Here is a 1,437-nt window from a genome sequence, read left to right on the forward strand (position 1 = left end):
TTTCCTCCCCCTGACGCTTCAGCAGCCTCAGGTAGCCGAGGGTGACGGCCAGCAGGATCAGCAGCATGACCACGCCGATGGCCGAGCCATGGCGCCCCCGCGCCACCCGCCGGGACGCCCGCCTTCGGCCCCTACACCGGCATCGCGCTGCGCCGCCCCGGACGGCCGCCCGTGCCCGTGCGCCCCGCCCCGGGCGCCGTCGAGCTGACCGGCCCCGTCTTCGGCCCGGCCGACGTCGGCCCGCTGGACTGCGACCTGACCCGGCAGCACCGCGGGGAACCCCTCGGCGAGCGCATCACCGTCGGCGGGCGCGTCCTGGACCGCCGGGGCCGGCCGGTGCACGGCCAGCTGGTGGAGCTGTGGCAGGCCAACGCCGCGGGCCGCTACGCGCACGGCCTCGACCGGCACCAGGCGCCGCTCGACCCGAACTTCACCGGCACGGGCCGGTGTCTGACCGACGACGAGGGCCGGTACCGCTTCACGACCGTCCGGCCCGGCGCCTACCCCTGGCGCAGCGACCGCCCCAACACCTGGCGCCCCGCCCACCTGCACTTCTCCCTCTTCGGCACGGCGTTCACCCAGCGCCTGGTCACCCAGATGTACTTCCCCGGCGACCCGCTGCTGCCGTACGACGCGATCTGGAACGCCCTCGGCGACCCGGCCGCGCAGGAGCGGCTGGTCGCCGCGTACGACCCCGCGCTGAACACCCCCGAGTGGTCGCTCGGCTACCGCTGGGACATCGTCCTGGACGGCCCGGCCGCCACCTGGGCCGAGGAGGGCCGCTGAATGCCCGCTCCGCTCCCGCCGGTCCCCCCGACCCCGTCACAGACCATCGGTCCCTTCTACGCCCAGGCCCTCCCGGTGCCCGCGGGCGGTGACGCGGCGCCCGCCGGGCACCCGGGCACCGTCACCGTGCACGGGTGCGTGTACGACGGCGCCGGTGAGCCGGTACCCGACGCGCTGCTGGAGTTCTGGCAGGCGGCTCCCGACGGCTCGCTGTCGGGGGCGCCCGGCAGTCTGCGGCGCGACGGGATGACGTTCACCGGGTTCGCCCGGGTGCCCACCGGCCGGGACGGCCGCTTCGTCCTGCGCACGCTGCCCCCGGGCGGCGCGCCCTACCTCGCGGTGTGCGTCCACGCCCGGGGGCTGACCCACCACCTGTTCACCCGCGCCTACTTCTCCCTCCCCCAGGACGACCCGCTGCTCGCCGCCCTGCCGGCCGAGCGGCGGCGGACCTTGCTGGCGGCGCCTGACCCCGGCCACGCCCGCGCTCGCCGCTTCGATGTCCGTCTGAGCGGCGAAGGGGAGACGGTGTTTCTCTCCTTTCCCTCCGGGCAGGGGCCTGGGTGACGTGTCGGCATTGCCGCGTTGCCGCCTGCGGCGGCGAGCGCCCTGCGGGCGCGGCAAAAAAGCCACAATGGGAATACAAACATCTTA

2 protein-coding genes are annotated in these 1,437 nt (G+C 75.4%); both read left to right on the top strand.

Annotation, left to right across the window (positions count from 1 at the left end; genetic code table 11):
* Positions 1-141 precede the first annotated feature (141 nt).
* The gene (pcaH, locus tag ABZ951_RS33835; protein ID WP_361281796.1) at positions 142-786 is read left to right on the top strand and encodes a protocatechuate 3,4-dioxygenase subunit beta; all 645 of its coding nucleotides are present in this window, start codon (positions 142-144) and stop codon (positions 784-786) included.
* Complete coding sequence (gene pcaG, locus ABZ951_RS33840) at positions 787-1,350, top strand: protocatechuate 3,4-dioxygenase subunit alpha (protein ID WP_344090949.1); 564 nt, start codon at positions 787-789, stop codon at positions 1,348-1,350.
* Positions 1,351-1,437 lie beyond the last annotated feature (87 nt).

Source organism: Streptomyces sp. NPDC046215 (assembly GCF_040646215.1).
GTDB classification, from domain to species: domain Bacteria; phylum Actinomycetota; class Actinomycetes; order Streptomycetales; family Streptomycetaceae; genus Streptomyces; species Streptomyces stramineus.

Bases quoted from the DNA above. Each gene is read 5' to 3' on its own strand.
- pcaG (WP_344090949.1), top strand. From the start codon at position 787: ATGCCCGCTCCGCTCCCGCCGGTCCCCCCGACCCCGTCACAGACCATC.